Annotated in this window: 22 protein-coding genes; 9 read left to right on the top strand and 13 right to left on the bottom strand. The window is 69.1% G+C overall.

Annotated elements, in window-relative coordinates:
- The first annotated feature begins 48 nt into the window (after positions 1 to 48).
- Positions 49 to 621 (top strand): TetR/AcrR family transcriptional regulator, encoded by a 573-nt coding sequence (locus ACIOTO_RS06010; protein WP_400857030.1) that lies wholly within the window; start codon positions 49 to 51, stop codon positions 619 to 621.
- Positions 622 to 871: 250 nt separating this feature from the next.
- Here the strand turns inward: ACIOTO_RS06010 and ACIOTO_RS06005 are convergent, their stop codons facing one another.
- Together ACIOTO_RS06005 and purL are read right to left on the bottom strand one after the other, a co-directional pair.
- Positions 872 to 1,027: a hypothetical protein gene (locus ACIOTO_RS06005; protein WP_167381597.1), complete on the bottom strand. Its 156-nt coding sequence runs from the start codon at positions 1,025 to 1,027 to the stop codon at positions 872 to 874.
- Positions 1,024 to 3,354 (bottom strand): phosphoribosylformylglycinamidine synthase subunit PurL, encoded by a 2,331-nt coding sequence (gene purL / locus ACIOTO_RS06000; RefSeq protein ID WP_400857029.1) that lies wholly within the window; start codon positions 3,352 to 3,354, stop codon positions 1,024 to 1,026. The genes ACIOTO_RS06005 and purL overlap by 4 nt, the downstream gene beginning before the upstream one ends.
- 128 nt (positions 3,355 to 3,482) lie before the next feature.
- On the opposite strand from purL, the gene ACIOTO_RS05995 reads away from it, so the two are divergent.
- The gene (locus tag ACIOTO_RS05995) at positions 3,483 to 4,556 is read left to right on the top strand and encodes a hypothetical protein (RefSeq protein WP_400857028.1); all 1,074 of its coding nucleotides are present in this window, start codon (positions 3,483 to 3,485) and stop codon (positions 4,554 to 4,556) included.
- Positions 4,557 to 4,705: 149 nt separating this feature from the next.
- On the opposite strand, the gene ACIOTO_RS05990 is transcribed toward ACIOTO_RS05995, so the two are convergent.
- From ACIOTO_RS05990 to ACIOTO_RS05950, 9 genes are all read right to left on the bottom strand, one after another.
- Complete coding sequence (locus tag ACIOTO_RS05990; RefSeq protein WP_400857027.1) at positions 4,706 to 5,434, bottom strand: SGNH/GDSL hydrolase family protein; 729 nt, start codon at positions 5,432 to 5,434, stop codon at positions 4,706 to 4,708.
- A complete protein-coding gene (locus ACIOTO_RS05985; protein WP_400857026.1) occupies positions 5,431 to 6,606 on the bottom strand; it encodes a DUF4185 domain-containing protein in 1,176 nt (391 codons plus the stop codon). The genes ACIOTO_RS05990 and ACIOTO_RS05985 overlap by 4 nt, the downstream gene beginning before the upstream one ends.
- 43 nt (positions 6,607 to 6,649) lie before the next feature.
- Positions 6,650 to 8,770 (bottom strand): hypothetical protein, encoded by a 2,121-nt coding sequence (locus ACIOTO_RS05980; RefSeq protein WP_400857025.1) that lies wholly within the window; start codon positions 8,768 to 8,770, stop codon positions 6,650 to 6,652.
- 39 nt (positions 8,771 to 8,809) lie between these two features.
- A complete protein-coding gene (locus ACIOTO_RS05975; RefSeq protein WP_105711772.1) occupies positions 8,810 to 9,622 on the bottom strand; it encodes a carbohydrate ABC transporter permease in 813 nt (270 codons plus the stop codon).
- Entirely contained in the window at positions 9,622 to 10,497 is an 876-nt protein-coding gene (locus ACIOTO_RS05970; RefSeq protein WP_105711773.1) for a carbohydrate ABC transporter permease, read from the bottom strand. Before ACIOTO_RS05970 ends, ACIOTO_RS05975 begins: the two co-directional genes overlap by 1 nt.
- A 7-nt stretch (positions 10,498 to 10,504) precedes the next feature.
- Positions 10,505 to 11,773 carry an ABC transporter substrate-binding protein gene (locus ACIOTO_RS05965; RefSeq protein WP_400857024.1) on the bottom strand — a complete coding sequence of 423 codons (1,269 nt, stop codon included), beginning with the start codon at positions 11,771 to 11,773 and terminating at the stop codon, positions 10,505 to 10,507.
- Between the two features lie 155 nt (positions 11,774 to 11,928).
- Complete coding sequence (locus tag ACIOTO_RS05960) at positions 11,929 to 13,767, bottom strand: class I mannose-6-phosphate isomerase (protein WP_400857023.1); 1,839 nt, start codon at positions 13,765 to 13,767, stop codon at positions 11,929 to 11,931.
- On the bottom strand, positions 13,764 to 14,645 hold the full coding sequence (locus ACIOTO_RS05955) for an ROK family protein (RefSeq protein ID WP_400857022.1): 882 nt from the start codon (positions 14,643 to 14,645) through the stop codon (positions 13,764 to 13,766). Before ACIOTO_RS05955 ends, ACIOTO_RS05960 begins: the two co-directional genes overlap by 4 nt.
- A gap of 268 nt (positions 14,646 to 14,913) precedes the next feature.
- Complete coding sequence (locus ACIOTO_RS05950; protein ID WP_400857021.1) at positions 14,914 to 15,936, bottom strand: LacI family DNA-binding transcriptional regulator; 1,023 nt, start codon at positions 15,934 to 15,936, stop codon at positions 14,914 to 14,916.
- Between the two features lie 242 nt (positions 15,937 to 16,178).
- On the opposite strand from ACIOTO_RS05950, the gene ACIOTO_RS05945 reads away from it, so the two are divergent.
- The 5 genes from ACIOTO_RS05945 to ACIOTO_RS05925 all read left to right on the top strand — a co-directional run bounded on the left by ACIOTO_RS05945 (position 16,179) and on the right by ACIOTO_RS05925 (position 19,685).
- The gene (locus tag ACIOTO_RS05945) at positions 16,179 to 17,366 is read left to right on the top strand and encodes a MalY/PatB family protein (protein ID WP_400857020.1); all 1,188 of its coding nucleotides are present in this window, start codon (positions 16,179 to 16,181) and stop codon (positions 17,364 to 17,366) included.
- A gap of 95 nt (positions 17,367 to 17,461) precedes the next feature.
- Positions 17,462 to 17,689: a DUF2188 domain-containing protein gene (locus ACIOTO_RS05940; RefSeq protein ID WP_029263966.1), complete on the top strand. Its 228-nt coding sequence runs from the start codon at positions 17,462 to 17,464 to the stop codon at positions 17,687 to 17,689.
- Positions 17,686 to 18,456 carry a 3-keto-5-aminohexanoate cleavage protein gene (locus tag ACIOTO_RS05935; protein ID WP_400857019.1) on the top strand — a complete coding sequence of 257 codons (771 nt, stop codon included), beginning with the start codon at positions 17,686 to 17,688 and terminating at the stop codon, positions 18,454 to 18,456. The genes ACIOTO_RS05940 and ACIOTO_RS05935 overlap by 4 nt, the downstream gene beginning before the upstream one ends.
- A gap of 35 nt (positions 18,457 to 18,491) precedes the next feature.
- Complete coding sequence (locus tag ACIOTO_RS05930; protein ID WP_156027153.1) at positions 18,492 to 18,650, top strand: hypothetical protein; 159 nt, start codon at positions 18,492 to 18,494, stop codon at positions 18,648 to 18,650.
- A 96-nt stretch (positions 18,651 to 18,746) separates the two neighbouring features.
- Entirely contained in the window at positions 18,747 to 19,685 is a 939-nt protein-coding gene (locus ACIOTO_RS05925) for a hypothetical protein (RefSeq protein ID WP_400857018.1), read from the top strand.
- Positions 19,686 to 19,692: 7 nt separating this feature from the next.
- Here the strand turns inward: ACIOTO_RS05925 and ACIOTO_RS05920 are convergent, their stop codons facing one another.
- Positions 19,693 to 20,070 (bottom strand): VOC family protein, encoded by a 378-nt coding sequence (locus tag ACIOTO_RS05920; RefSeq protein ID WP_400857017.1) that lies wholly within the window; start codon positions 20,068 to 20,070, stop codon positions 19,693 to 19,695.
- A gap of 224 nt (positions 20,071 to 20,294) precedes the next feature.
- On the opposite strand from ACIOTO_RS05920, the gene ACIOTO_RS05915 reads away from it, so the two are divergent.
- Positions 20,295 to 20,525: a hypothetical protein gene (locus ACIOTO_RS05915; RefSeq protein ID WP_372467963.1), complete on the top strand. Its 231-nt coding sequence runs from the start codon at positions 20,295 to 20,297 to the stop codon at positions 20,523 to 20,525.
- Positions 20,526 to 20,645: 120 nt separating this feature from the next.
- Here the strand turns inward: ACIOTO_RS05915 and ACIOTO_RS05910 are convergent, their stop codons facing one another.
- Complete coding sequence (locus ACIOTO_RS05910; RefSeq protein WP_400857016.1) at positions 20,646 to 21,647, bottom strand: SDR family NAD(P)-dependent oxidoreductase; 1,002 nt, start codon at positions 21,645 to 21,647, stop codon at positions 20,646 to 20,648.
- A gap of 75 nt (positions 21,648 to 21,722) precedes the next feature.
- Between ACIOTO_RS05910 and ACIOTO_RS05905 the strand changes: the two genes are divergently transcribed.
- Positions 21,723 to 22,292 carry a TetR/AcrR family transcriptional regulator gene (locus tag ACIOTO_RS05905; RefSeq protein WP_400857015.1) on the top strand — a complete coding sequence of 190 codons (570 nt, stop codon included), beginning with the start codon at positions 21,723 to 21,725 and terminating at the stop codon, positions 22,290 to 22,292.
- Positions 22,293 to 22,344: the final 52 nt, after the last annotated feature.

The following is a 22,344-nucleotide window of genomic DNA, read 5'->3' as shown; positions in this document are numbered from 1 at the left end:
AGATCATACGGCACGTCTCGTCTAGACATCTTTGGCTATCCTGAGAGCATGGTCAACGAGCATCGGAGCGGGCCCGTGCGCAGCACTGCGGCGCGCGAAGCGATCCTCGATGCGACCTCGCGACTGTTCCACGCGCAGGGCTACGACCGGCTCACGATCGAGGGCATCGCGAAGGAAGCCGGAGTCGGCAAGCAGACCATCTACCGCTGGTGGCCCTCGCGCGGTGCGCTCATCGCGGACTGCCTGGTCGACGGGCGTCTCATCCCCGTGGACTTCGTCGTGCCCGACACCGGTGACCTCCTCGCCGACGTCGAGACTTGGCTGCGTTCGGTGCTGTCGATCCTGGAGGCTCCGCAGGGGGATGCACTGCTGCGGTCGCTCGTCGCAGCCGCCGCCGATGACGCCGACGTCGGCGTGCATCTCAGTGAGAGCCTCGGGGTGGAGCAGCACCTGTCGGAGCGCTTGCGCGGCGGAATCCGAGACGGGCAGCTGCCGGCCGGTGCACCGGTCGCTCAGATCGGCAGGGCCATCCTCGGCGCGATCATCGTGGAATCCCTCGGCCGTGAGGCTCGCGATCCCGATGGGGTCGTCGACCTGGTCCGGTATCTCCTCGCCCGCTGAGGTCGCGGGCGCGTCGCGCCGAGCTACTCGAGCCACTCCGTGACGAAGCGGTGACGTCTCTGAGGTGGATGGTCATGGATCCTCCGTTCCCGCCCGAGGTACGCCAGGCAGACTCGCTCTGCCCATGGTTCGCTCGTGCTCCCGCGTGCTCCCGCGTGCGCTCTCGTGCGTGAGGGGTCAAGACACGCCGCGTGCGGAGGTGCGGATGCGGCGTGTTGCGACTCCTCACGGCCGGCGGAGAGGAACCGCGTCAGCCGAGGATGAGGGTGATCACGGTCGCGCCGCCACCGCCGAGGATGAGCGCGATGATGACGGTCCAGGCGACGATGCGGATGCGACGGTTGCGCTTCTCGCCGAGGTCGCCGTAGTCCTCTTCGTTCGGGTTCTGCCGGCTCACGTCGCTCATGCGCTGACCTCGGTGACCGTCGGACCGAAGTACGAGGGGAGCGTGGCCTGCGAGCGCTCGCGCAGCTCGGCGATCGACACGGTGAAGACGTCCTGCACCTCGAGCTTCGCGCCCTCGGTGTCGGTCACGCCGATGCGCATCACCGGGTAGTCGCGTCCCTCGCAGAGTCCGCGGAACTTCACGTCGTCTTCACGCGGCACGGTCACGATCACGCGGCCGGTCGACTCGGAGAACAGGGCGGATGCGGCATCCACGCCGTTGCTCTCGATGATCTCGTTCAGCCAGACACGAGCGCCGACACCGAAGCGCATGACGCCCTCGGCGAGTGCCTGCGCGAGGCCGCCTTCGGAGAGGTCGTGCGCCGAGGAGATCAGCCACTCGTCACGGGCGGCCGAGAGCAGACCGGCGAGGCGCTTCTCGCCGGCGAGGTCGACCTTCGGCGGAAGTCCGCCGAGGTGGTCGTGCACGACCTCGGCCCAGGCCGAACCCGAGAGCTCGGTCGAGGTGGTGCCGAGGAGGTAGATGTTCTGGCCCTCGTCCTGCCATCCGGAGGGGATGCGGCGCGAGACGTCGTCGATGATGCCGAGCACGCCCACGAGCGGCGTCGGGTGGATCGGCACGTCGCCGGTCTGGTTGTAGAACGAGACGTTGCCGCCGGTGACCGGGGTGCCCAGCTCGTAGCATCCGTCGGCCAGGCCGTCGACCGTCTGACCGAACTGCCACATGACCTCGGGGTTCTCGGGAGAGCCGAAGTTGAGGCAGTCGGTGATGGCCGTGGGCACGGCGCCGGTGACAGCGACGTTGCGGTACGCCTCGGCGAGGGCCAGCTGTGCGCCTGCGTACGGGTCGAGCTGGCAGTAGCGGCCGTTGGCGTCGGTCGAGATGGCGAAGCCGAGGCCCGACTCCTCGTCGACGCGGATCATGCCGGCATCGTCGGGGAAGCTCAGTGCCGTGTTGCCGAGCACGTAGTAGTCGTACTGGTTGGTGATCCAGCTCGTGTCGGCCAGGTTCGGCGAGGCGACGAGTGCGAGGAACTGCTCGCGCAGCGTCTCGGGGTCGTTCGCGCGGGGCAGGTTCTCGGCGGCATCCGCCTGCAGGGCGTCGATCCACGTCGGGTAGGCGACCGGACGGTCGTAGACGGGGCCGTCGACCGCGACGGTCGAGGGGTCGACGTCGACGATGCGCTCGCCCTGCCAGTCGATGATGAGGCGTCCGTCGCCGGTGACCTCGCCGAGCACGGAGGTCTCGACCTCCCACTTGTTCACGACCGCGAGGAACGCGTCGAGCTTCTCGGGAGCGACGATCGCCATCATGCGCTCCTGCGACTCCGACATGAGGATCTCCTCGGCCGTGAGCGTGGGGTCGCGCAGCAGCACGTTGTCGAGCGAGACCTTCATGCCGCTGTTGCCGTTGGCCGCGAGCTCGCTGGTCGCGCACGAGATGCCGGCGGCGCCCAGGTCTTGGATCGCCTCGACGAGCTCGCCACGGTACAGCTCGAGGCAGCACTCGATGAGCACCTTTTCGGCGAAGGGGTCGCCCACCTGCACGGCGGGGCGCTTGGTCGGGCCGGTGGAGTCGAACGAGTCGGAGGCCAGGATGCTCGCGCCGCCGATGCCGTCGCCACCCGTGCGGGCGCCGAACAGGACGACCTTGTTGCCGACGCCGGTCGCGTTCGCGAGCTTGAGGTCTTCGTGACGCAGCACGCCCACCGCGAGCGCGTTCACGAGCGGGTTGGCCTGGTAGACGGAGTCGAAGACCGTCTCGCCGCCGATGTTCGGCAGGCCCAGGCAGTTGCCGTAGAAGCTGATGCCGCTGGTCACGCCGTGCACGACGCGGGCGGTGTCGGGGTGGTCGACCGCACCGAAGCGCAGGGCGTCCATGACCGCGACCGGGCGAGCGCCCATCGAGATGATGTCGCGGACGATGCCGCCGACGCCGGTCGCCGCGCCCTGGAAGGGCTCGATGAACGAGGGGTGGTTGTGCGACTCGGCCTTGAAGGTGACGGCCCAGCCCTCGCCGACGTCGACGACGCCCGCGTTCTGGCCCATGCCCACCATGAGGCGTTCCTTCATCTCGTCGGAGACCTTCTGGCCGAAGCGGCGCAGGTAGTTCTTCGACGACTTGTAGGAGCAGTGCTCCGACCACATGACGGAGTACATCGCCAGCTCGCCCGAGGTGGGGCGACGGCCGAGGATCTCCTTGATGCGCTCGTACTCGTCGGGCTTGAGTCCGAGGGCCGCGTACGGCTGCTCCTTCTCGGGCGTCGCGATCGCGTTCTCGACGGAGTCGGGGACGTGCTGGGGGGAAGGTGCAGGGGCGGTGGTCACGCGCACTCCAAAGGAAGGGGCCGGCGGGGCATGCTCAGTCTACCGGCGCGGCGTCTTGCCGTTTTCGTCGCCGGATCGTTGTCTTGTCGCTCACGCGGCGTCGATCGCGGACTCCTAGTGTTGGCCCCATGCGCGTTCGTCCTCTCGTTCTCGTCGGTCTCGTCGCTGTGCTCGTCCTGACCGGCTGTTCTCCCACGCCCGAAGAATCTCCGACGCCCACGGCTTCGTCGGTCCCGACGCCCTCCCCGACCCCCACCCCGGAGCCCATCGTGGCTCCGGACGCGGCGTTCGACGTGACCTGTGCCGACGTGGCCGACGCCGTCGAGAACTTGCTGGGGACTTCAGTCGGAGCCGTGGAAGACGTCCTCGGAGTCACCTCATCGCCGAACTGGCACCCGGGCCCTGCGCAGCACATGATGCAGCGTGCGGGTGGCATCGGATGTTCCGCTGGCGACGCGGAGCAGTTCGATCCCGATTCCGCTCCGGCGGACCACTGGAGCATCGCCATCGTCCCGGATGCGCAGGCGCTCATCGATGGAGCAGTGGAGCGTGGCGCAGGCGATGCCGGGACCGAAGGCGTCTACTGCCAAGAGGGGTCCTGCATCTTCACTCTACGAGAGAGCGACATCCTCCTGACCGGGTCGGTGTGGTCCCCCGGTCTCGCGGAAGGCAGTGGCGATGGTGTTCGCGGTGCGATGGCCGGTCTGCTGGCGTCCGCCGCCGACTCTGTCCGAGATTTCGAATACGGCGAGAGCAAGATCGCCGGTGTGCGGTGCGAGACCCTGCTCACCGCCGAGGAGGTCGCCGAACATCTCGGCACGCACACCGAGATCGTCGATTTCACTCGCCTGGGGGGATGGGGCATCCCCGCAGAGGTCTACTACGTGAAGGACGGCGGGCAATACTGCATGTACGCCGAGGGGCAGGACGTCTACAACGACGCCACCTTCGTCTCGATCACTACTCTGCCGGCCGGCGCGTGGGCCTTCGAGAACCTGGAGAGCGGGAGCGCGGTCGAGGTCGCGGGGGCGGATGCTGCTCTCGCCGGCGTCGACTACTACGGCCAGTCCATCTTGGATGTCCGCGTCGGACTCGACTGGCTCCGCTTCGCGACGCCTGCGGAGCAGGACGATTCGGCGATGATTCCGCTCGCAGAGATGGCAATCGAGCACTTCACCCGGGGGCGTCCAGCCCCGCAGTGATCGCCGCCCGGGTGCTCGACGTGCAGGCCGGCTGATCGATCGCCCGTTCACAACTCGGGAAATCCGGGCCGTCACGGCCGCTTCGGGCCGGTCGGGGCCGCTCGGGCGGCGGTTTTCCTGAGTTGTGCGCGGCTGTCGCGCGCAGACCGTCACACGGGAGGCCACTGCGGATGCCGCGCGACCGCCACCCGCGCGGCCAGGTCCGCGAGCACGGGCGACCCGGCGTCGCCGATCCCGACCACCTCGGCCCACCCGAGCGCGAGCAGGGCATGCCCCGCCGCGCTCGGGTGGAACGCGTCGTCGAGCAGTCCCCACGGCACGCCCTCGTTGCCCGGACCGGTTCCCGCCGAGAACTCCGCGAACGCGGCGTACTGATCCACCAGAACCACGCCTTCCCGCGCGGCCACATCGCGGATCGCCTGCGCGAACTCGCCGATGCGTGCGCGGTCGGGCGCATGGAGCAGGTCGACGGTCGGCGGCGTCTGCAGCACCGGCACCGCACCGCCCTCCCGCACTCGCCGCACGAACTCCGCGATCGACTCCGCGAACGCCGACACCTCGATCACGGGGTCGAGCCACTCGGTGGTGCAGTCGTTCGTGCCGATCATGAGCGTCACCACGTCGGGCCGCCAGTGCGCCACGCGACGGTCGAAGTCGCCCAGGATCAGGTCGGCCCGCCACCCGGTGATCGCGGTGTTGATCACGGCATCCTGCACCCGCCCGGCATCGCCGCGGATCAGCTCGTGCAGGTGGTCGACGTAGCTGCGGGCACCGCGCGTGTGGATCAGGCCGTGCGTGATCGAGTCGCCCGTGAACACCCAGGTGACCGGCGCCCCGGAGGCGAGCAGCCCCCGGAGCGCCGCGCGATCATCCGTCATCCGGTGACCTTGAGCTGCACGTCGATGAACCGCGGACGGTAGATCGAGGCGTCGTCGTACACGTCACCCACGTTGTCGAAGGTGTTCACGTTGTAGGAGACGAGGATGCGGTTGCCCTGACGCAGATTCGGATGCTCGTGCGCGTTGTAGGTGAACACGTCGGGGTCTCCGTAGCTGCCGAGCGCCCCGGTCTCGGGCGTGCGGTACAGCTCGACCGGGTCGGTGAACGGACCGGTCGGCGAGCACGAGGTGCGCGCGACGATGCGGGTGCTGAACAGCTCGGAGGTGTCCTGCGTCACGAGCAGGTAGCCGTCGCGGAAGGGGGCGACGCTGAACTCGTTGGCGACGTAGGGCACCACGGGTACGGCATCCGCTTCGTTCGCCGACCAGGTCGTGCCGTTCCAATACGTCCACGTGCCCTTGAGGCCGTCCTTGCCCTGCACCTTGGCGACGTAGGCCGAGCGCACTCCGCCGGGGTCGGCGATGCCGTAGATGTAGGTCGTGCCGCGTTCCTCGAGGGTCCACGAGCCCCAGTTGATGCCGGTCGCCGAGGGGAGGTCCACGATGCCCTCGAGCTGCAGGGTCTGACCGTCGAGCGTGGCGAGGCGGTTCGCGGTCCAGGCGAAGTCCCACTGCCCGGTGCCGGTGCGGGCGAACTGCAGCAGCGGCACCTGGACGGTGCCGTGACGGCCGGGCGTCGGGTCGCCGATCCAGTACCACTTGCCGTCGGGCTCGGGCGGGATGATGCCGGCCGGGTCGTCGGGGGTGCCGCCGGTGATGGTCGCGAGGTCACCACGGCGGTCCTGCACCACGACCGAGTTGTTCACGAACGGAGAGTCGGTCGGGCGCGACCCGTCGGGGTTCACGGTGCCGAGGAAGGTGTCCGAGAAGAACCAGCCGGTCTTCCCCTTGCCGAGCGGCAGCGAGTAGGTGCTGTCGCCGCCGGTCCACTCGCCGCCGGTGTTCCCGTAGGTCGTGAACGTCTCGGTCAGGTCCTGGTTCACGCTCGATGTCGCCGTGAGCGTCTTGTCGACCAGTGAGCACTGGCCGGGTCCGTGTCCGCCTCCGTGTCCGCCGCCGGCCGGAACCGCCGCGCTCGCCGGAGCGGCGAACAGCGCTCCGGCGCACAGGGATGCGGCGGCGAGACCTGCCGCGATCATGCGTCTTCTCATCTCGATCACTCCTTCGTGTTCGTGTGGGTACTGCGGGGACGGTTCAGAGCCCTGGGGTCTCGGTGATCCCTCCGGAGGCGTCGATGTCGTAGGTCTTCTCGCCCACACGCAGGCCGCGCAGCACCGCGTGCGGGTCGAGTGCGGCGACGCAGCCGGACGCGCGCACCGTGCCGTCGGCCGCGACCGAGACGCCGAACAAGGCCTCGATCACGAGCTCGACCCAGGCGCCCGACGACGAGCACGACCAGTCGATGATGTACGGCAGCTGGGGTGGGGCTTTGCGCGCGCCGCCGTTGATCCCGGGCACGGCCTCCTCGACGAAATGCGCCTGACCCATCGGGCCCTGGTTCGCGGTGCGCGACAGCCCCTCGACCCACGAGGCGAGCACCTCGGGAGCGCCGAGAGCGGCCAGAGCGCGTCCGGCATCCGCGGGCCAGGCGGGGTAGGCGCCGTTCCACTGGTGGTCGGGCCGCGGGCTGTAGCTGGCGTCGGGGTCCCACGGCGAGAGCGCGCGCATCCAGTTGTCGGTCTGCAGTTCGCGCTGGAAGAACGAGACCATCTCGTCGCGGATGCTCGGGGCGAGGTCGTCGGCGATCGTCGTGCCGACCACGCTGAAGTCGTAGCAGTGCCGCACCGGCAACTGCGTGCCGTCGGGCTGTCCCGCGGTGAAGATGCCCTCACCGGGAAGATAGCGCTCGATCACGGCCGGGAGCAGGGCGTCGGCCTCGGCGCGCAGTTCCGCACCGCCGGACAGGTCTCCCCGCAGCTCGGCGAGCGCGGCGGCCGTCCGCATGCTCCAGACGTTCGCGGCGTTGAGGCTCGCGACCTCGTGCGTGTACGAGCTGACGCACTCCAGCAGGTTGTCGATCTCGCCGTAATCGGCGAGGGCCGTGCCTCGGCGTAACTTCTTCCACGCCATCGCCCACTGCCGCACCGACTCGGCGACCGTCTCGTCGCCGACGATCTCGTCGAGGAACGCGGTGTCGCCGGTGAAGCGCACGTAGTCGTGCACGAGCCGGGTCATGGCGTAGTCGTTCACGGAGTACCACCGGCCGACCGGCCCGCCGGTGAGCGAAGAGGTACCGAAGTGCGAGTGGATGTCGAGCGAGATCCAGTGCCGCACCTGGTTCCGCATCTCGGCGGGGTCGAGCAGCGCGTGGCTGACCGAGCTCAGGCTGTAGTCCCAGATGAACGTGGTGGTGCCCCAGTAGTTCGGCATGAGGGTGTCGTACGAGCGGCCGAGCACGTTCCCGGCGAAGTCGCGGCGGAACCAGATCACGCCGAGCACCGCCCACCAGTACAGGCGGCGCAGCGGCACGGATGCCGTCTCGAGCACGGGCAGCGCCCCGGAGAACTCCCCGTCGTCGGGGTCGAAGGCGGCGTGCAGCTGCCGGTTCCAGAACTCCTCGGCCGCGGCGACCGCACCGGGCACGTCGGCCATCACGGCGTCATAGGTGCGCGCGGCATCGTCGCGGGAGATCCCGACCGCCTGCACGTAGGCCGTGCGCGCGACGCCCCCGGCCGGCACGGCGAGCGCCACCGACAGCTCGCCGCCGCGGCCGTTCCCGCCGATGCCGGTGTCGAACGCCTCGGGAAGCGAGGCCACTCCGCTCAGCGCCGCCGATCCGCCCGCCAGTCCCTGCGCGCTCCAGGCCGCCGCATCCGCCGACGAGAACAGCAGGCGCTCGCCGTCGACGGTCGCGGTGTCGCGCTCGGAGGGCGACTCCGCGTCGAGCCAGGCCTCCTGCGAGCGCGTGACCCGGGCGGCCGCGGAGAGCCCGATCCGCACCTCCCGATCCTGCGATCCGGTGTTCCGCACGGCGATGTCGATCGCCACCGCTGTCTTCCCCGGCACACACACCGTCGTCGTCTCGATCTCGAGCTCACCGACGGTCGCCCGCCGCACCACCCGGTCCGCCCGCCACTCGTGCGTCACGGGCACGCCGTACGACGCGAACAGCCGGCCGTCGACGAACAGCACCGCGGTCTGGGTGAGGCCCTGCGACACGGGAGGGAACTGCACCGCGCTGATCGCGGTCAGGTCGTGGTCGACGCGCACGGTGCCGAACATGTTCGTGAGGCCGGTCGGCGCGATCATGTCGTCGTAGTGGTGGGTGACCGCATCGGCGGCGAGGTCCTCGACGGTGGGGATGAGCGGATGCATGATGCCTTTCGAGGGGCGGGGCGAGGGGCGGGAGAGGGGTCAGTACTGGCCGAGCGCGAGGCCCTTGGCGAAGAACCGCTGCGTGCAGAGGAACAGCACCACTGTGGGGAGCGAGACGAGCACGGCCGCGGCGAGCACGACCGACATCTGCGCGCCGCCATAGGTGCTCTGCATGCCGGACAGGGTCGTGATGATCGGGCGGATGTCGTCGGACTGGCTGAGCGTGAGGCCGAGCAGCAGGTCGTTCCACACGAACGTCGCCTGCAGGATGAAGATCGCGACCAGCGCGCTCGACGCCATCGGCAGGTACAGCCGCACGAAGATGCGCCAGGTGGTGGCGCCGTCGAGCACCGCGGCCTCGAACACGTTGTGCGCGACACCGGTGAAGAAGTTGCGCATGACGAAGGCCGAGAACGGGATCGAGATCACCGTGTAGATGATCACCATGCCCACGCGGGTGTCGAAGAGTCCGATGCGCGAGTATGCGTCGAACAGGGGCAGCAGCACCATCTGCAGCGGGAACACCGTGCCGCCGAAGATCACGACGAACCACAGGAAGCCGCGCTTGAGCCGCAGGGCCACGATCGCGTACCCGGCCGCGGCGCCCACGAGCACGGCGATGGTCGGTGAGACGATCGAGTAGATGAGGGTGCTGAGGATGCTGTCGCCGAGGCCCGAGAGCTCGAACGCGTCGGCGAAGTTCTCGAACAGGTGGAACTCTGTGGGGATCCACGACTCCTTCGAGGTGAAGGTCATCGGGTCCTTCATCGCGTTCACGACGAGGAGGTACGCGGGCAGCAGCCACACGATTCCGAGGATGACGAGGACGGCGGTGCGGATGATCTTCGACATCACATCTCCTTCTTCGGGGAGAGCTGCTGACGCAGGTACAGCACCGACGCGACCAGGGTGATGACGGTGAGGAACACCGCGATCGCCGAGCCGAGCCCGTAGTCGCTGTTCACGAACGTCTCCTTGTACATCGTCAGCGCGAGGGTCTCCGAGACGGTGCCCGGACCACCCTTGGTCATGCCCCAGACGATGTCGAAGGTCTTCAGGCTCGCGACGATCGAGAGCCCGACGACCACCGCCGTGAGCGGGCGGAGCATCGGCCAGAGGATGCTGGTGAACAGGCGCACGCCGCCGGCGCCGTCGATGCGGGCGGCCTCGAGCGGCTCCTTCGGGATGGCCTGCAGGCCGATGGTGAACAGCAGCGCGTTCACGCCGACGCCCTGCCACGACGAGGCGATGATCATGACGATCGTGTTGAGCGGAGCATCCAGCAGCCACCGCGGCGGGTCGGTCACGCCGAAGGCGGCGAGGGCCTGATCGAGCGCCCCGCCGGAGGATAGGATGAACGACCACACCACGCCGACGCCGATGCCGGAGAGGGCGTAGGGGATGAGGAAGGGGAGGCGCAGCCAGATGCCGCCGCCGAGGTTCCAGGTGAGCAGGGCGATCGCCAGGCCGATGCCGACCGGGATGATCAGGGTGCCGATCACCCAGAGCACGGTGTTCATCGCCGAGCCCACGAAGTCGCCGTCGGTGAACATCTCGACGTAGTTGTCGAGCCCGATCCAGTCGGGGCTGCCGAGGCCGTTGTACTTCGTGAAGCTGAGGAACACCGTCCACAGCAGGGGGAGGTAGAGCAGGACCGCGACCAGGATCACGCCCGGGGCGATGAAGCCCCGGGCGGACCACTGGTACGGCGACTTCTGATGCGCCATCCGACGCTTACTCCTGCTCTGCCCAGTACTTGTCAGCCGTGGCCTGGATCTTCTCCAGGAACGGCATCGGGTCGCCGGGGTTGGCGTTGAAGGCGCCGAACTGCTCGATCGCGGTGGTCACGATCTCGGTCGGCATCGCCTCGAAGAACCGGTCGTACAGCATGTAGTCGTCGCCGGCGATGGTGGTACCCAGCTCGGCGAGAGCGGGGTCCGCGACCTTCGCCTTCGGGTTGAACGCCACGTCTCCGTGGGCGTCGTTCCAGGCGGTCTGCGCGTCGGGTGACATCCACCACTCGGCGTAGGCGAGACCGAGGTCGCGCTGCTTCGAGTTCTCGGCGGTGCAGATCGGGCCCGATTCCACGGCGACCGGGGTGGCGTCGAGGTCGTCGTTGACGGCCGGGATCGCGAACATCCCGTAGTCGTCGGTGGTCATGCCCGCGCCCTCGAGGTTGCCCGCGAAGAACGTGCCGAAGTTGATCATGGCGTAGTCGCCCTGCTTGAGGCCGACCGCGGGATCGGTGGTGCTGCCCGCGTCGCTGAACCAGCCGGCCTCCTGCTCCTCGAGCCACACGTTCATGACGTCGACGATCTCGGGGTCGGTGTACTTCACGTCGCCCGTGGTGAGCCCGGCGTACAGGTCGGGGTCGGTCGAGGCGACCAGGTGCTGGAACCACTGGAACGTGAAGAGCACGCTGGTCTGGTAGTACGGGGTGACCCCGGCATCCTTCAGCGTCTCGGCGGCATCGTTCAGTTCGTCCCAGCTGGTGGGCACCTCGATGCCGTTGTCGGCGAAGGCGGCCTTGTTGTAGAACATGATCCAGTAGGCGATGTTCATCGGCACGCAGTACTGCTTGTCGTCGAAGGTGTAGCTGTCGCGCAGGTCTTCGCTCACCCAGCCCTCGTCGACGGCCTTGGTCCAGATGTCGGTGGTCTCGGCCACCAGGCCTTCGTCGACCAGCTGCTTGAGCGAGTCGCCGGTGTGCCAGGTGAACAGGCCGGGCGACTTGTCGGTGCGGAACGACTGCTTGATGAAGGCGTCGTACTGGTTCGCATCCGAGTAGCCGGTGGTCTTGAGGGTGATGTCGACGGCCTCGCCGCTGACCTCGTTGAGCGACTCGAAGTCGGGCTTCCACGCCGCCTTGTCGGTGTAGAAGTTGAGCGTGCCGGTCACCTCGCCGGCGTCTCCGGATCCGGAGTCGCCGGAGCACCCGGCGAGGGCCAGGGTGCCGAGGAGGAGACCGGCCGCGGCAGCGGCGATCGTGCGTCGCGAAATCATTCAGAACTCCCTTGTTCGTTTGGTATCGTTACCATAAATCTGGATTCACGCTACCAAGGTGATGAGTGCGGTGCAAGGGATTCCCTCGCGGGATCCTCGCGGATGGTGCGTCATTGCGGGTGCTGCGTTCGGGTTGCTGTGTGCGGTTTCCGTGTTCAGTTGTCGCTCGTGCGCGAGCCGCGCACGTAGGCCTTGACGGTCGCGAAGCGGGCGCTGCGCGAGTTCTCGGTGCGCTCGATCCGGTACGCCCCCACGGCGGCCGGGACGATGAACGTCTCGGCGTAGTGGATGACGAAGGGCTCGAAGGCGCCGGTCGGGCTGACGACCTGCACCTCATCCCCCTCGACCAGGTTGAGCACGTTGACCGTGCCCTCGGTGTCGTGGTCGGCGCCGCCGGTGAACCAGTGCCGGCGCACCTCGATGAACTCGAGCTCGTGCAGGCCCGTGCTCTCTTCGATCACGTCGCCGTCGGTGCGGATCGTCTGCACCTGGTCGATCAGGTTGTCGCCGACCCACGTGGTGTCGCGGTCCCACTGGATGTTGCGGGCGCCGTGGTCGAGGTGCACGGGGCGGGGGATGCCGTCGAGGCCGACGCGGCCCCAGTCCCAGAGCTTGAAGGTGAAGATGAACGGCGTCGCCGAGATCTCCAGCACCATCGAGTTCGCGCCTGAGCAGTGCACGGTGCCGGCCGGGATGGCGAAGTGGTCGTGCTTGCGGGCCGGGAACGAGTTGACGTACTTGTCGGCGGGGAACGGATGCTCGCCGTCCTGCGCCGTCGCCAGATCCTGCAGCATCTCGGTGCGGTCGATGCCCTCCTTGGTGCCGAGGTACACCACCGCGTCGTCGCCGACGTCGAGCATGTAGTAGCTCTCGTCCTGCGTGTAGTGCATGCCGAAGGTGTTCTGGATGTAGTCGGTCAGCGGGTGCACCTGCAGGCTGAGGTTGCCGCCGTCCATCGTGTCGAGGAAGTCGAAGCGGATCGGGAACTCGGCGCCGAAGCGCGAGAACGTCTTCGCGCCGAGCAGGTCGACCGGGCGGCGGAAGACCAGGTCGAGGGCGGGGATCTCGATCACGCCGCCCTCTCCCTCCAGCAGCAGCGAGTTCTCCTCGGGCACGCAGTCGAAGCACCACGCGTAGTTGTCCTTCGAGGGGTCGAGGCCGATGAGGTTCTTCATCCACTGTCCACCCCAGACTCCGGGGTCGAAGAACGGCACGACGCGGAACGGCCGGTGCGCCGCATCCTTCAGTGCCTGGCGGAATGCGGTGCCGGTGATCATGCCGGCTTCGGGGGAGTCCGGATGCTGTTCGGCCGGCGCGATCGCGTTGCCGTCGAGCACGAAGTCGACCGTGTCGAACAGGCTGCGCTTGTGCCGGTCGGCGACGCGCCACTCGACGAAGAAGCCGCGCTTGTACTTGCGCAGGTTGTCTTCCGAGGCGTTCTCGGCGCGCCAGTTCGTCGCGCCCTTGCGCTGGCGCAGCTGGATCTCCCAGCGGGCCATGTCGACGAGCACGGTCGCTGCGGCGCCGTCGAGGCGCGGGGCGAGGAGCGCGGAACCCCAGCCGATCACGACGGTGGGGCTCTGCGTGATGCTGCCGGCGAGGGCGTCGAGCTTCGCGGCGTCGTAGAAGTCGGTCAGCGTGAAGTGGCTCATCACGCCGAAGACGCGGTCGTCGGTGAGGTTCGGGGCGATCAGCTGCTCGACCTCGGCGACCGGGCGGGCCGCGGTCTCGACGTCGACCACGGTCCAGTCCGGCAGGGCGTCGCGCACGGCGGTCGTGAGGGCGGGGACATCGACTCCCGGGTAGGCATCCACCAGCAGCACGGGGGCGGTGCCGGTCACGCGGGCGCAGGCCTCGGCCAGCTCGGCGGCGGCGGTCCAACCCTCGGCGCCGCGGAGGATGCGCTCGCCCGGAGGGAGCGCCACGGTGGGCTGGGTGTCGTAGCGACCTCGGGTCGTGTGCCCTTCGTGCATGTCGCTGATCGGGGTGGTCACTGTTCCTCCTGCGGTGTGGCGGTGTGAATGGTCGTGGCGCGGGCGAGGACGCTGAGTCCGCGGGCGACGGAGAGTTCGGGATCGGGTGGGACGACGAAGAGCGGCGGCGTCATCGAGGGCCAGAGGTGTGCGCGCACGTGGGCCTCGATCGGGGCGCGGACCGCATCGCCCGCGCGCAGGATCCCGCCGGACAGGATCACCACCGCCGGGTCGTACGAGTGCACGAGCGAGGTGACGACCGCGCCCCACACGTGCAGGAAGCGGTCGCGGATGCCGGGGTGCGCGTCGGTCGTGAAGACCTCGGTCATGGTGGTGCCGGAGGGGAGCGCCCAGGTGCTCGCCAGCGCCTCGCCGCAGCCGATGTTCCCGCACGGGCATATCGGGCCGTCGAGGTCGGCCGTGAGGTGTCCGCCGAGGATGCCTGCGTGCCCGGTGCGTCCGCGCAGGGGCAGGCCGTCGATCATGGCCGCGGTGCCGATGCCGGTGCCGAGGGTGACGAGCACCGCATCGCCCTCGCGGGCTGCACTGCCCGTCAAGGTCTCGCCGATCAGGGCGGCCCTGGCGTCGTTCTCGACCGCGGCGGAGAGACCGAACTCGGTGAGCGCCCAGCTGTTCAGGTCGAGGCCCTCGAGGAAGTCGTACTTCGCGTTGGCGTGCAGCATCCGTCCGCTGGTCGGGTCGACGACGCCCGGGACGGCGATGCCCACGGCATCCGCGGGGCCCGTGGTCTCGGTCAGGAGTCGGCGGGCTTCGGCGGCGGCGGCGGCCAGGTCGGCCGGGCTGCCGAGCACGGGGATGCTGCCCGAGGCGACGACACGGTTGCCGTCGATCACGGCGAGCTTGATCTTGGTGCCCCCGAAATCGATGCACAGCTCCATCCGGCCTCCTCGTCGCCTCATCCGACCGCCTCGTCGATGATTGGTAACGTTATCAACGGGATGTGAGGGTGTCAACACCCGGCCGGATGCGGGGAGTTCCGGGCTCAGCGCACGGAGCGGAGCGACACCTCATCAGCGCACCTGCATGACCCCGCGGCCACCTGCATGACAGTGCGTCGGTAATCACTCATGCATCCGGCGTGGAGTCATGCAAGTGGTGTCCGGATGGAGCGGGTGCCCGGACGGAGGTGCCTGGGCGCGGAGGAGGTCAGCGCACGCTGCGGAGCGAGACCGGGAGCTCGACCTCGCGCGGCGCGGCGTCCCGGTCCCCGCCGTCGAGGCGGTCGAGCAGCAGGCGGGTGACCGTGCGGCCCAGTTCGCGGGGGTCGTGGTCGATCACGCTGATGGGCACGGGCGACAGCTCGGCGAGCTCGAAGTCGTCGAAGCTCATGATCTCGGGGAAGTCGGCCGCGGCGCGGGACCCGGCGTTGAGCTGGGCGCTGATCTCCTTGAGCGCGCCGATGGCGTTGCGGTTGTTCGCGCAGAAGATGGCGGTGGGCGGATGCTCGAGGTCGAGCAGTGCCCGGGTGGCTTCGCGGGCCTGGTCGACGGTCTGCTGGTTCGCGGCGACGATGCTCGGGTCGACGGCGAGTCCGCGCTCTTCGAGTGCCCGCACGAAGCCGGCGTAGCGGCGCTCACCGGTGAAGATCGACAGCGCATTGCCGAGGTAGCCGATGCGGGTGTGGCCGTGGTCGATGAGCGCGATCGTGCCGCGGTGCGCGCCGTCGTCGTCGGCGAGCACGACGCTGTCGACCGCGAGTCCGTCGATGCGGCGCGAGGCGAGGACCACGGGTACGCCCTGGCTCTGCGAGTGCGCGAGGTGGGCGGAGGTGGGTCCGGCGGGCACGACGATGAGTCCGTCGACTCGGCGGCCGAGGAAGTCGCCGACGAGGTCGGCTTCGCGCGCGGCATCCTCCGACGTGTTGCCGAGCAGGATGCGGCGGCCGGTGAGCGCGGCCTCCTCTTCGACGCCGAGCGCGAAGGTGCTGTAGTACGGGTTGGCGATGTTCGTGATCGCGACGCCGATGAGTCCGCTGCTGTGGCCGGGACGGATGCTGCGGGCGTTCTCGTTGCGGTGGTAGCCGAGTTCGGCGACGGCTTCCATGACGCGCTGCTGCACGTCGGGTTTGACGTTGAGTCCGCCCGAGAGCGTGCGCGAGACGGTCATGGGGCTGACGCCCGCTCGGGTCGCGACCTCTTTCACGGTCGGGCGGCGCGCTCGTTCGCTCATCACTGCCCTCCGAGGTGTCATGCCTGCGATCTAGGGAACGTTACCAGCGGGCTCCGCGATCCGCGGGGCCGTCGCGGGATGCCGCGCCCTCCGTCACGGACGGAAACGCGAAGTGCGACCGCGACGGGGCGTCCGTAGATTGGTCGGACCCCGCTGTGAATGGAGTTTCCCGTGCCCGAGATCCGTGCCCCGCGCCTGTCCTGTACGGATGCCGTCGGCTGAGCTGGCGCGAACCCACGACCATGACCGCACACGCCTCCCCGCATCCGTTCGACGAACGCACCCGCCTGTTCCTCGACAGGCCGCAGAGCCGGAAGTGGAGTCTGCACCCCGGTCGTATCGGGGCGTGGGTGGCGGAGATGGACTTCGGCGTCGCGCCCGAGATCGCCGCGGCGCTGCACCGGGCGGTCGACGATGAGAACCTCGGATACCTCTCACCGCCGCAGGCCGCGGAGCTGGGCGAGGCCACGGCGGGGTGGATGCAGAGCGAGTACGGGTGGGCCGTCGACCCGGAGCGCGTGCACCCGGTGTCGGATGTGATGGCCGCACTCGGGGTCGCGGTGCAGGAGTATGCACCCGCTGGCTCGCCGGTGATCGTGCCGACTCCGGCCTATATGCCGTTCCTGACATATCTGCCGGCGATCGGGCATCCGGTGATCGAGGTTCCGGGTGTGGAGGTCGACGGACGCTGGCAGCACGACCTGCAGCGCATCGACGAGGCGTTCGCCGCGGGGGCGCGGACGCTCGTGCTCTGCAACCCGCACAACCCGACCGGAACGATCGTCGGTCGGGAAGAGCTCGAGGCGATCGCCGAGGTCGTCGAGCGGCACGGCGGGCGGGTGTTCGCGGATGAGATCCACGCGCCGCTGCGCTACGACGGGGCGCCCTTCGTCCCGTACGCGTCGGTGTCGGAGGCGACGGCCGCACACACCGTGACGGGGACGAGCGCGTCGAAGGCGTGGAACATCCCGGGGCTGAAGACCGCGCAGCTCATCACCTCGAACGATGCGGATCAGCAGCTGTACAAACGGTTCGGATTCGCGGTGCAGCATGGGGCGTCAACCCTTGGCGTCGTGGCCTCGACGGCCGCGTATCGCGAGGGCAAGCCCTGGCTGTCGGACGTGCTCGAGTACCTCGACGGGTCGCGGCGGAAGCTCACCTCACTCGTGGCGGAGCATCTGCCCGGCACCGTGTACCGGGTGCCCGATGCCACGTACATCGGCTGGATCGACACCCGCGCGCTCGGCATCCCCGGTCCGCCGGCGGAGTTCTTCCGCGAACAGGCCGGGGTCGTGCTCACCGAAGGCCGGTTGCTCGGGCACGGTGCGGAGGGCTTCGTCCGGGTCGTGTTCGCGACCCCGCGCCCGATCCTCGAAGAGGCGTTCGCGGCGATGGGCGATGCGGTGCGGCGGGCCGGCTTCGGCGGCTGAGGCGACTGCATCGGACACGTCTGCGGAGGGTGTCAAGGGGCTCTGCGGGTGTCGGTCGTGTGCCGTAGAAAGGAAGTCGAGAGAAGGGATCCCGCATGGCCGCAGGTGATATCGAGACTTTCCATCGCAATGGCATCTGGTTCAACCGCATCGAGGGTGAATCGCAGACGTTGGGCGCGAGCTTCGAGACCGAGGCCGATGCGGTGAAGGCCGCTCGTGGTGCGGCGATGGCGCGCCAGGTCGCGCACACGGTGCGCACCGAAGAGGGTCCCTCGAAGGACGAGAGCGCGTACGAGCGGCACCCGCGCGACCTGATCGGATGAGCGTGCCGTCCGAGGGTGCGCGCGCAGCCGGTTCCGAGGGGCGGATGCTGTTGCAGGCATGTGTCAACGGCGCCAGGGATCCCGCGGAGCATCCGTGGTTGAGCCTCGACCCCGGCGTGGTCGCCGATGATGCCGCACGGGCCGTGGCAGCCGGTGCGCGCGAGGTGCATGTGCACCCGAAGGACGCGGCAGGGCGCGACAGCCTGACCGCCGACGATGTGGCCCGGTGGGTGTGGGCTGTCCGTCAAGCCGCGCCGGGCGTGCCGGTCGGAGTGACGACCGGGGAGTGGGCCGAGCCCGCCGTCGAGCGTCGTCTGGCCGCGATCGAGTCGTGGACGGAGCTGCCCGACCACGCATCCGTCAACTGGCATGAATCCGGTGCCGACGAGGTGGCGGCCCTGCTGCTGCGGCGTGGGGTGGCGGTCGAGGCGGGGTTGTGGGATGCGGCGGGCTTCGAGGTGTGGAAGCGCTCGCCCGTGCGCGACCGGTGCCTGCGCGTGCTGATCGAGCTGCCCGACGAGCCGACCGAGACCGTTCGTGAGCACGCCGAGGCGATGATCGCGCACGTGTCGCTCGAGGAGCCCGACCTGCCCATCCTGCTGCACGGTGAAGAGGGCTCGACGTGGCCGGTGTTCGACCTCGCGGTCGAGCTCGGCCTGGATTCGCGGATCGGCTTGGAAGACACTCTGTTGCTTCCCGACGGCAGCAGTGCGCCGGGGAATGCGGCGTTGGTGCGGGCGGCTGTGCAGCGGATGCGGGGAGTCTGACGCCCGGGGCGGCGTGACTGCGGCATCCTGAGGCCATGTTCGGCGACAGCATCCTCCTCATCATCCTGTTCTGGTCTGCCGTGATCCTCATCGGCGTCCTCATCACCTGGCTGGTGATCTACTCGGCCGTGCGTGCGGCGCTCACCTCGCATCGGCAGGCGATGGCGCGGGACGGTCGCCCCGGCCAGGTCTGAGCAGAGGCCGGATCGGCAGGCGGCGGTGCCGTCGTCTGCGCGAGGATTCGGTCGCGCCTTCCCTGAGCGGCGGGCTCCGTCTGGCAGGGTCTCCCCATGACCGAAATATCGCCACCCGTCGATGCGCGCGCTCGCGCCCTGCCCTTCGCGATCGGCGTCGGCGGGGGTGTGCTGGGGATTCTGCCGTGGTTGATCGGCGGCGGCATCCTTCCGCTGCAGAACCTCTGGGCGTCGGCGACGATGCCGGAGGACATGCCGTTCGTGCTGCTGCCGCTGAGTCAGTACTTCGTGACGCTGCTCTTCTCGTTGTTGCTGCTCGGCGGGGTCTTCGCCGGGTTCACGGTGCACTTCGTGGCGCGCCGTCGTGCGATCGCCGTGTGGCCCGCGGCGCTCGGGGTGCTGCTCGCGCACGTGATCGCGGTGGTGCAGAGCTTCGCGGTGCTGGCCGGCGGGCTCGGGCTCGGTCGCGGTGGTGACAGTCGGGTGACGCTCTACTTCGCCGGGCTCCTCGGCGGTGTGGTCGCGGCGATTCTCCTCGCGCAGCTGGGCTTCTGGATGACATCGCGGCGCTCGGTCGGCGTTGTCGCTCTCGGCGTCGTGCTCGCGGCGGTGCCGTTCGCCAACTGGGTGGGCCGCTGTTTCCTGGCCGTCACAGGCGACGCATTCCCGCCGGTGTTCCTGCCCTATCTGTCGCCCTGGCTGCCGGCGATCGTCGTCGGTGCGGCGCTGGTGTGGTGTGGAGTGCGGCCGGCCTGGCGGATCGTGGTCTGGGTGGTCGGTCTCCTCGCGGTGTGGGTCGTACCGGCGCTGTTCACGGCGATCCAGTACGGACTCGGCATGCGGGTGCTCGACGGCGACGTTCCCGAGATGATGAGGGCGTCGGTGGGGGTGTTCCCGATGGTGCTCGCCGAGGTGTGGCAGCCGGTGATCGTGGCGCTCGTGATCGGCGTCGTCGGCACGGTGGTGCGGATGCTCGTGGAGCGGGATCGGACGCCGGCGGTCGTGGACGAGACCGTGCCCGACGCCGCGGTCTGAGCGGTCGTCAGTCGCGCTCCCATCCCGACCAGTCGGGGCGGTCGACGATGCAGAACCGGTTGCCTTCGGGGTCTTCCATGATCACGTAGTCGGCGTCGGCCGGGCGGTTGTCCCAGTGCACCTCGCGGGCGCCCAGCTCGGTGAGCCGGCGCACTTCGGTGGCCTGATCCTCGGCGTAGATGTCGAGGTGGATGCGCGGCGGCAGCACGCGTTCGGAGCGGTGGGCGTCGAGGGCGATGCACGGGGCGTCGGCGTCGCGGGGTTTCAGCACGACCCAGTCGTCTTCCGCCGGGTCGCGTTCGACGTAGTCGAGGGCCGCTTTCCAGAAGCGGGCCTGTGCGGGGAGATCCGTGACGCGGATCACGATCGATGCGAGCTTCAGCATGCGGTCGAGTGTAAGGGCGACGAGTGCGGGCCTCAGCCCCCTTGCATCCGGGTCGATAGGGTGCGGAGCCCTCGGCGTCCCACCATGACCGCCTGTTGCCACCGCGCCGACGACATGGGATCCTGGCCGCGTCGATTGTCAGGCTGATGGGGGGAGTGAGCATGAGTGTCTCAGGGCAGAGGAGTGGGGTCATCCGCACCCGACCGCACGTGGGGAGCCGTCTCGTGGTCCCAGCGGTCGCTGCCGCTCTCGCACTTCTTGCGGGCATCGCGACAGCGGCGGCACTGCCGGATCTCACCATCCGCTACCTGAGTTTCGCGACGATGATCGCTGCGGTCCTCTCCGGTGTGGTCGCCGTGCGCCGCGGAACGGCGTGGGTGAGAGCCGTCAGCGCGATCGTCGCCGTCCTGACCCTCATGCTCGGGTCCACCTTCTTCGGCTTGACCTACTCGTAGACATCGCTCCGCCGCGAGGCGGGCACGGCAGTCATCGGGGCGTGCCGAAAGAGCCTGCCTCGGAACGCGAAACGCCCCCGCCGTTCGGGTCGGCGGGGGCGTTGGTTTCGCGGGTGCGGGTTACTGCACCGACCATCCGCCGTCGGAGGCGAGGACGGCGCCGTTGATGTTCACGGCGTCGTCCGACAGCAGGAACGTGATGGATGCCGCCAGGTGCTCGGCCGTCGCGACGGTCGGGATCGCCTGCTGGAACGGAGCCAGGCGGCCGGAGCCGTACTCGGACATGTTCGGGGGCATCGGGATGCCGGTGGCGACGCCGCCCGGGGCGACGGAGTTCACGCGGATACCCTTCGGCCCGTACATGAAGGCGGCCGACTTGGTGACGCCGATGATGCCGTGCTTGCTGGCCGTGTAGGCGTTGCCGGAGGAGTTTCCGCGCAGGCCGGCTTCGCTCGAGACGTTGAGGATGGCGCCGCGACCGGCGGCCTCCATGACGGGGATGACCGCGCGCATGAGCTTGAACGGAGCGGTGAGGTTGATCGCGATGACGCGGTCCCAGACGGCATCCGGGGTCTCGCCCGCGGGGGAGAAGTCGTCGTTGATGCCGGCGACGTTCGCGAGGCCGTCGATGCGGTCGCCCGCGGCGGCGATGACGGCGTCGATGGCCTCCTGCTTGGTGAGGTCGCCGGCGACCGTGACGATGTCGGCATCCGGGAGCTCGGACTTGAGAGCGTCGAGCTTCTCGGCGGCGATGTCGCTGGCGATGACGCGCCCGCCTTCACGGGCGATGCGGGAGGCGGTGGCCTTGCCGATGCCGGAGGCGGCGCCCGTGACGATCACGGTCTTGCCGGCGAAGCGGCCGGCAGTCACCTTCTCGTTCCAGCCCTCGGACTCGTCGTCTTCGGGGATCTCGCCGCCGTTGGCCGCGCGCACCAGGTCGTCGACGACCGACTGGGGGAGCTGGCCCTGGCTCATCGCGACGAGCTGCTGCAGGGGCAGGCCCAGCACGGGGGTGAGGAGTTCGGGGTCGGCACCGGTCTGCTCGAAGAGTGCGCGGATGAGGGGCCCGCCGGTCGGGTCGTTCATCCAGTCGCCGATGGTGGAGTGTGCGGTGAGGGCCATGCTCTTTCTCCTTGTTCGAGTTTCGCAACGGTGCGTCTACTTATATTCCAGTGTACGCCTGAGTACGCTCGAAAGGTGCCCCGTCCTCGTAGTGAAAAAGCCCGTCAATCCGTGCTGGAGGCGATGCGGCGCGCGCTCGCCGCAGACGGGTATGAGGCCGTGACGATCGAGGGGCTCGCCGAGTCGGCGGAGGTCTCGAAGCAGACGATCTACCGGTGGTGGCCGTCGAAGGCCGCGATCCTCGGTGAGGCGCTGCTCGAAGGATCAGTGCCAGGGTCGGATGTCGCGGTGCCGATTACGGCCGACCTCGGGGCGGATCTGCGGGCGTGGTTCTCGGCGATGTCTGACGGGTTGGCTCGACCCGAGGGCGTCGCGCTGGCTCGGGCGCTCATCGAGGTGACGGCGGCTGATCCCGAGCTCGGGTTGGTCTTGAACGAGCGGCTGGCGTCGCCGATCCGCGAGTGGGTGGCCGAGCGGGTGTCGCGCGGGCGTGCCGACGGGGATGTGCGGGCGGATGTGGATGCCGCCGCGATCGCGGACCAGTTCATCGCGATGGCGTCGTACTCCGCGTTGATCGGGCAGCCGTTGAGTGCGGAGCGGGTCGAGGAGACGGTGGTGCGGTTGCTGCGGGGGATTGCGGGGTAGGCGAACGGTGAACCGCCCCGCCACTGAGTGAGTGGGCGGGACGGGTTCTGGG

This window comes from Microbacterium sp. NPDC087592, assembly GCF_044743585.1.
Lineage (GTDB): Bacteria > Actinomycetota > Actinomycetes > Actinomycetales > Microbacteriaceae > Microbacterium.
The sequence above is the reverse complement of the archived record's forward strand: the minus strand, read 5'-3'. Positions and strand labels throughout refer to the sequence as shown.

Coding starts and splice junctions, on each gene's coding strand:
- ACIOTO_RS05980 (WP_400857025.1), bottom strand. CDS start 8,770: ATGCATCCGCTCATCCCCACCGTCGAGGACCTCGCCGCCGATGCGGTC.
- ACIOTO_RS05935 (WP_400857019.1), top strand. CDS start 17,686: ATGAGCGTGCCGTCCGAGGGTGCGCGCGCAGCCGGTTCCGAGGGGCGG.
- ACIOTO_RS05965 (WP_400857024.1), bottom strand. CDS start 11,773: ATGATTTCGCGACGCACGATCGCCGCTGCCGCGGCCGGTCTCCTCCTC.
- ACIOTO_RS06005 (WP_167381597.1), bottom strand. CDS start 1,027: ATGAGCGACGTGAGCCGGCAGAACCCGAACGAAGAGGACTACGGCGAC.
- ACIOTO_RS05910 (WP_400857016.1), bottom strand. CDS start 21,647: ATGGCCCTCACCGCACACTCCACCATCGGCGACTGGATGAACGACCCG.
- ACIOTO_RS05970 (WP_105711773.1), bottom strand. CDS start 10,497: ATGGCGCATCAGAAGTCGCCGTACCAGTGGTCCGCCCGGGGCTTCATC.
- ACIOTO_RS05925 (WP_400857018.1), top strand. CDS start 18,747: ATGACCGAAATATCGCCACCCGTCGATGCGCGCGCTCGCGCCCTGCCC.
- ACIOTO_RS05930 (WP_156027153.1), top strand. CDS start 18,492: ATGTTCGGCGACAGCATCCTCCTCATCATCCTGTTCTGGTCTGCCGTG.
- ACIOTO_RS05990 (WP_400857027.1), bottom strand. CDS start 5,434: ATGACGGATGATCGCGCGGCGCTCCGGGGGCTGCTCGCCTCCGGGGCG.
- ACIOTO_RS05920 (WP_400857017.1), bottom strand. CDS start 20,070: ATGCTGAAGCTCGCATCGATCGTGATCCGCGTCACGGATCTCCCCGCA.
- ACIOTO_RS05945 (WP_400857020.1), top strand. CDS start 16,179: ATGACCGCACACGCCTCCCCGCATCCGTTCGACGAACGCACCCGCCTG.
- ACIOTO_RS05940 (WP_029263966.1), top strand. CDS start 17,462: ATGGCCGCAGGTGATATCGAGACTTTCCATCGCAATGGCATCTGGTTC.
- ACIOTO_RS05975 (WP_105711772.1), bottom strand. CDS start 9,622: ATGTCGAAGATCATCCGCACCGCCGTCCTCGTCATCCTCGGAATCGTG.
- ACIOTO_RS05995 (WP_400857028.1), top strand. CDS start 3,483: ATGCGCGTTCGTCCTCTCGTTCTCGTCGGTCTCGTCGCTGTGCTCGTC.
- ACIOTO_RS05950 (WP_400857021.1), bottom strand. CDS start 15,936: ATGAGCGAACGAGCGCGCCGCCCGACCGTGAAAGAGGTCGCGACCCGA.
- ACIOTO_RS06010 (WP_400857030.1), top strand. CDS start 49: ATGGTCAACGAGCATCGGAGCGGGCCCGTGCGCAGCACTGCGGCGCGC.
- ACIOTO_RS05985 (WP_400857026.1), bottom strand. CDS start 6,606: ATGAGAAGACGCATGATCGCGGCAGGTCTCGCCGCCGCATCCCTGTGC.
- ACIOTO_RS05955 (WP_400857022.1), bottom strand. CDS start 14,645: ATGGAGCTGTGCATCGATTTCGGGGGCACCAAGATCAAGCTCGCCGTG.